A 6,077-nucleotide genomic window follows, 5' to 3' on the forward strand; every position below is an offset into this window, starting at 1 on the left:
GGGGGGTATCCGGGCAAGCCGAAATAAAGACACGCCGGAGGAAAGGGAAGTAATCTGATCGGAGAGCGTTCATGAATATTGAAAATATTGAGGCTTTTGTCCATGTCGTTCATTACGGCAGCTTTAATAAAGCGGCCGAAGCGTTGTTTTTATCGCAGCCCTCGGTTACGGCACGCATTCAGTCGCTGGAGCGGGAGATGGACTGCCGTTTGTTCGACAGGATGGGCAAGCAGGTACAGCTTACGGAGGAAGGGCGGCAGTTTCTGCCGTATGCTCAGCAACTGCTGCAAATCTACGAGAAGGGCAAGCAAATCATCCAAAAACGGCAGTCAGTCCGGCATGAGCTGCGCATCGGCTGTACGGTGTCCGTATCCAATTATATGATTCCGGAGCTGCTACCGCAGCTGCGGCTCCAGTATCCGGGCCTTCAATTTAAGCTGGTCACAAGTACGACCGACGATATCGTAAACAAGGTGCTGAATATGGAGGTCGACATCGGTTTTGTCCGTAATGTGAGCCACCCCGGCCTGCAATCAGTCAAGTTTTACGAGGATCCGATCCGGCTGTACACCTATCCGGAGCACCCATTGGCAGGTACTGCGGCAACGGCTGAGGCGATCATCGACCAGCCGTTTGTTTTTTTCGAATGCGGCTCGCTGGACTGGCAAAGAATTCACCGGGTGTTTCAAAGCTTGGACCGGCCTCCGAAAATCGAAATATTGACCGACAGCTCCGAGACGGCCAAAAAGCTTGTTCTGAACAAAGCCGGCATCTGTTTTTTGCCCGGTCTGTGCGTGCAAAAGGAGGTGCGGGACCGGCTGCTTTTCCCGGTGGAATTGGCGGAGGTGGCGGGTATTGCGATGCAGACCAATATTATTAGCCAAAGCGGCAAGCAGTCGGAAATCGTAAAGTTTCTGACTTCGCTCCCTTTCGGGTAACCTTGGCTCATATTGAATTTGTTAATGTTCAAATAGGATTTTTCAATTAGTCAAGTGAAGCTCCTGACGGTATACTAACAAAATAAATCCTACAAAATTGGTGGGATATAGAGGAGGAGCAACTGATATGAAATTTGCATTATTCAGTCTGATGATGAACATCCCAAACGCGGTGACCGGGGAGACGCTCACCGACCAACAGAAATTTCAAAATATACTGAAGCAGGCCGCATTGGCCGAAGAGCTCGGCTTCGACGCATATGGCGTAGGCGAACGCCACGGGGAACCGTTTCTATCTTCTTCGCCGCCCGTCGTATTAACCGCAATCGCTGCGAGAACATCGCGTATTCGCCTGCTGACCACGGTAACGGTGCTCAGCGTGCTGGATCCGGTGAGGGTGGCGGAGGATTATGCTACACTGGACCACCTGTCCGGCGGCAGGCTGGAGCTGATTATCGGCAAAGGCAACGATCCGCGGCATTATCCGCTGTTTGGCATCACCGAAGAGGAACAGTGGGATTCCTTGGCGGAGCGTTACGCGCTGCTCAAACGGTTGTGGAACGAGGAAAACGTCACCTGGCAGGGAAAATACCGCACACCGCTGGATAATGTGACGACCCAGCCGAGACCGTTTCAGAAGTCGATTCCCGTATGGCACGGCAGCGCGTCCAGCACGCTTTCCACTGAGTTGGCGGCGAAATACGGCGAGCCGATCTTCTCGTCCAATACGTTCCACCCGCAGGCAAAATACAAAGCGTTAATCGACCATTACCGGGAACGCTGGGAATTTTACGGCCACGATCCAAAAAATGCCGTTGTCGGAGCGGGCGGCGGCAGCTTGTACCTTGCCGACACGTCCGAGGAAGCGGTCAGGCGGTTCCGCCCGTATTACAACAAATTCCACTCCACGGAGTCCTCGAAGCACAATAAGTCGCCTTTTAAGGATCTCGAGGACAATATTGCCAACGGCCCGGTATTGGTCGGCAGCGCGGACCACGTAATCGAAAAAATTCTCAATTACCACCAGGCTTACGGACATCAAGTGCTCAGCATCAGTGTGGACGGATTGACCGAATCGGAGCAGCGCGAGCAGTTGGAGCGGTTTGCCAAAGATATTATCCCGGTGCTGCGCAAGGAAATCCCAAGCACGGTGTGGAACAACGAACCGCCGGCCAAACAGCAGGACGAACTGGCCGTACCGGTAAGATAAAGGCTCGGTTCGAGCGTTAGTATGCAGCTTTTTACCGTGAGCCCATACGGGGCCGCATGGAAGAGATGAGATCATTCGCCGACTTAAATCCAACTAAAAACATGCGAATAGTTATAATAAGTAATCTTCACCCGGGAGGAATATAAACATGAGTCAAGTTGATATACAAGCTTATTTGGGTCTTCACCGGCAGCTGGTTCAGGCGATCGAGGGCTTAAGCGAAGATCAGCTGAAATGGAAAGCGAAACCGGAATCGTGGAGCGTCATCGAAGTACTTACCCATCTGCTTGATCACAATTTTGTCGTTTCGTTTCGGATCCGCGATATTTTGGCCGATACAAAGGTTCAGCTCCCGGCTTTTGACCAAGACGCATGGGTCAGCGGTCAAAAGGCAAACGAAGCCGCTGTTCATGAAGTGTTGGATGCGTACAAGGCGCTGCTGCTGAACAACAGTCATCTGTTCGGACGGCTCTCGCCGTCGGATTGGGAGAAGTCGGGCGTCAATTTCAAAGGGGAGACCGTCCGTGTCGTGGATATCGTCTCCGGCTTTATCAGGCACGTACATCATCATTTGGGCCAAATTGACCGCGTGAAGCTGGCGTACGCTGCCGGTCATGCAGAAGGTGCGGGAACGGCAGCTCCGTAAGGAGCGGCCTGACCGCAAGATCACAATCAAGGAATGGGGGAGAATGACTTGAGAACAAAGTCAGCAGGCAATTGGATAAAAGGGGTATCGGTTGCACTTGCGGCATCGCTGCTGCTGGCGGGCTGCGGCGCAAATAAAGAAGCGGCGGGGCCGGAAGCCGCTAAGATTTCCGACGCCAAGACGGCTCCGGCAGCGAAGCCGGCGGAAGGGGGCGAGCTGACCTATGCGCTGGCGACTTCGCCCGATACGCTGGATCCCGGGTCCAGCGGTTTCGCCGTCTCGCATCGGGTGTTCCGCAACATCGTCGACAGCCTCGTATATCAGCAGAAGGACGGCTCGTTCCAGCCGTGGCTTGCCACCGAATGGACCAAATCCGACGACGGCAAAACGTATACGTTTAAGCTGCGCCAAAACGTCAAGTTCCACGACGGCACGCCGTTTAACGCCGCTGCCGTCAAAGCGAATTTCGACCGGATCGCCAAAGCGACGGGACAGGCCCGCGCGCTGCTTGGGCCGTTTGCGTCGGCGGATATCGTCGACGATTATTCGATCAAAGTCACGCTCTCGCAGCCGTTCGAGCCGTTTTTAAGCGGGTTGAGCTCGGCTTTCCTCGGCATCAATTCGCCGCAGGCTTTTCAGCAATATGGCGATCAATACGGCAAACACCCCGTCGGCACCGGCCCGTTTGTTTTCGTCAAATGGTCGGAGAACGACGAAATCGCACTCAAGAAAAACCCGGATTACAACTGGGGGCCGCCGGTCGCCGACAATAAAGGGCCGTCGCATCTCGACAAGCTGACGTTTAAGATCGTGCCGGAAGAAGCGACGCGGATCGGCAGCGTGCAGGGCGGGCAGATTTTGGCGGCCGAAACGGTGCCTCCGCAAAACATCGTCACGCTGAAAAACGACGCCAAAATCGCGGTCGACCAAGCGGTTACGAACGGGACGGCATTTTCGCTGTACTTTAACCTGCACAGCGAGCCGTGGAACGATCCGAAGCTGCGTCAGGCGATCCAGTTATCCGTCGATGCGGATACGATCGTCAAAACGCTGTATCTGGGCACTTACGAGCGGGCGTGGTCTTCGCTGACATCGGGTTTGTTCGGTTTTGACGAATCGTTGAAAAACAAAATTAAACCCGACATAGCCAAGGCGAATCAGCTTCTGGACGAACTGGGCTGGAAAAAAGGAGCGGACGGCGTGCGCGAGAAAAACGGCAAAAAGCTGATCCTGCGCATACTCGACGGCTCGCCGAACCGCGAGAAACGCAACGATATCGCTGCCATGGTGCAGCAGCAACTCAAGCAAGTCGGCGTTAACGTAACGCTGAATATTACAAAAGACACAAACACGCCGCTGACGAAAGATGAATACGATCTGTGGGGCAACTCACAGGTTAAAGCGGACCCTGACGTGATGCGTAATCTTTTCCGCTCGGACAGGGAGTTTACGAAAGGCGGAACGAACTGGTCGCATCTGGCCGATCCGGAAATCGACAAACTGCTGGATCAAGGATATTCGGAGTCCGATCCGCAAAAAAGAAAGGCAGCTTATAGTAAAATTCAGCAGTATTTGATCGACAACGCCGTGATTCTGCCCATCTATGAGTTTCCTTACACTGTAGCGCGAGCCAAGACCGTATCGGGCTTAAAATACGATCTGCTCGGGTATCCGCTGTTTTACGATGTCAGCATCAGCAAATAAACAAGGGAGGAACGCAACGTGACCGGAACGATCGCCACCCGCCTGTTCACTTCCCTGCTAGTTGTGATTGGTTCATCGATGCTTGTGTTTGTAATCATGTATGTGCTGCCCGGCGATCCGGTGCTGCAGATGCTGGACGGCAACGCCACATCGCCGGAGGCGATTGCCGAAATGCGCCACCGTCTGGGGCTCGACCTGCCGTTTTATGTGCAGTTTTCCCATTATTTTATGCAGCTTCTGCAGGGGGATTTCGGGGCGTCGCGTATCAATAACGACCCGGTGCTGCCAAAAATATTGGAGCACATGCCGGCAACACTGGCTTTGACGGCAGTCAGCGCTTCTGTCGCTGTGGTCGTCGGCATATTGCTCGGCGTGTTATCCGCCATACACCGCAACGGTGCGATCGATCTGATCGCCCGGTTCGTCGGACTGTTTGGCATCTCGATGCCGTCGTTTTGGACGGGGATTTTGCTGCTGCTGCTTTTTTCGATCAGTTTGGGCTGGTTCCCGGCTATGGGCTCAAGTGGCTGGAAGACGCTGGTGCTGCCTGGTTTCGCTTTGGGCATGGTCGGAGCGGGATTGATTGTGCGTATGGTCCGCAATACGATGCTTGAGGTGCTAGGGGAGCCGTTTATCGTGACGCTGCGGGCCAAAGGGCTGGCCGAGCGGGCCGTTATGTACCGGCATGCGCTGCGCAACGCTTTTATACCGGCGCTTACGATCATCGGCGTGATGGTCGGTGAGCTGCTGAGCGGTACGGTCGTAATCGAAACCGTATTCGCCAGGCAAGGGATCGGGAGAATACTCGCGGACGCCATTATGGCCAAAGATTTGCCGGTGGTGCAGGGCGTCGTCTTTTTTACGGCGATCATTTATGTCGTGGTCAACTTGCTGGTGGACGTATCGTATACGTTCATCGATCCGCGAGTCCGACGTTCTTAGGCTGGTTGGCGCAGGGACATGAAAGGGGCATGAAGCCGACGAACCTTACTTATCTAGCAGATCGCTCCCGAATGAACGTTACTTTTAGGTAGCCGACGGGCGGGTACGTCTAATTTACTTTAACGGACCGATCAGCCGGGAACGGAGACTGTCGATTCGTTGTGCATACCCCTTCGATTCATTGTACATATCCCAACGTTGGAACAGCCAGCCATCGTAACGGACACGGGCGCCGCAATTCAAACAAAATCAGAGGTTTGCCAAATGGGACGGACACCAGAGTCCTTATTTTGTCTACCACCGTGGTTTCCCCAACTTTTTGAGCAAATAAGGTCCAGTGTGACCGTTAAAAATGATAACCTCGACTTTTTTGCCAAATAAGCGCGTTCCTGTCCGTAAGCGTTGGGCCGTGGCGGTTCGTTTGACGGTTCGTATGTCAATGGTCTTCAGAGCTGCCATTCGGCGGCCGCCTCATATTGTTGAGAATGAAATCGATAGGCACTGTCAAAGAAGTCCAGCGGTAATATGTCAAGTCCTGATCTGTGAAAATTGGAAATTGTTTTACCACGGTTGAGGTGGGAATCAGGAAAAATGGCAACACCAAGCTAAACCCAGTCGAAAACCGAAGTATCTTCCA

The 6,077-nt window shown here is 53.6% G+C and carries 5 protein-coding genes; all 5 read left to right on the forward strand.

Features of this window, described 5'->3' with window-relative positions:
* The first annotated feature begins 71 nt into the window (after positions 1–71).
* The 5 genes from EYB31_RS20630 to EYB31_RS20650 all read left to right on the forward strand — a co-directional run bounded on the left by EYB31_RS20630 (position 72) and on the right by EYB31_RS20650 (position 5,440).
* Positions 72–938, forward strand: coding sequence for a LysR family transcriptional regulator (locus EYB31_RS20630; RefSeq protein WP_131015293.1), 867 nt, complete (start codon positions 72–74; stop codon positions 936–938).
* A gap of 127 nt (positions 939–1,065) precedes the next feature.
* Positions 1,066–2,148: an LLM class flavin-dependent oxidoreductase gene (locus EYB31_RS20635; RefSeq protein ID WP_131015294.1), complete on the forward strand. Its 1,083-nt coding sequence runs from the start codon at positions 1,066–1,068 to the stop codon at positions 2,146–2,148.
* A 148-nt stretch (positions 2,149–2,296) separates the two neighbouring features.
* Positions 2,297–2,794, forward strand: coding sequence for a DinB family protein (locus EYB31_RS20640; protein ID WP_131015295.1), 498 nt, complete (start codon positions 2,297–2,299; stop codon positions 2,792–2,794).
* 48 nt (positions 2,795–2,842) lie between these two features.
* On the forward strand, positions 2,843–4,498 hold the full coding sequence (locus EYB31_RS20645) for an ABC transporter substrate-binding protein (protein ID WP_240762653.1): 1,656 nt from the start codon (positions 2,843–2,845) through the stop codon (positions 4,496–4,498).
* A gap of 18 nt (positions 4,499–4,516) precedes the next feature.
* On the forward strand, positions 4,517–5,440 hold the full coding sequence (locus EYB31_RS20650; RefSeq protein ID WP_240762655.1) for an ABC transporter permease: 924 nt from the start codon (positions 4,517–4,519) through the stop codon (positions 5,438–5,440).
* The last annotated feature ends 637 nt before the right edge of the window (positions 5,441–6,077 follow it).

Origin of the sequence: Paenibacillus thalictri (assembly GCF_004307995.1) — a bacterium.
Taxonomy (GTDB): domain Bacteria; phylum Bacillota; class Bacilli; order Paenibacillales; family NBRC-103111; genus Paenibacillus_AF; species Paenibacillus_AF thalictri.

Excerpts from the sequence above, each read along its gene's own strand:
- EYB31_RS20630 (WP_131015293.1), top strand. The coding sequence starts at position 72 with ATGAATATTGAAAATATTGAGGCTTTTGTCCATGTCGTTCATTACGGC.
- EYB31_RS20635 (WP_131015294.1), top strand. The coding sequence starts at position 1,066 with ATGAAATTTGCATTATTCAGTCTGATGATGAACATCCCAAACGCGGTG.
- EYB31_RS20640 (WP_131015295.1), top strand. The coding sequence starts at position 2,297 with ATGAGTCAAGTTGATATACAAGCTTATTTGGGTCTTCACCGGCAGCTG.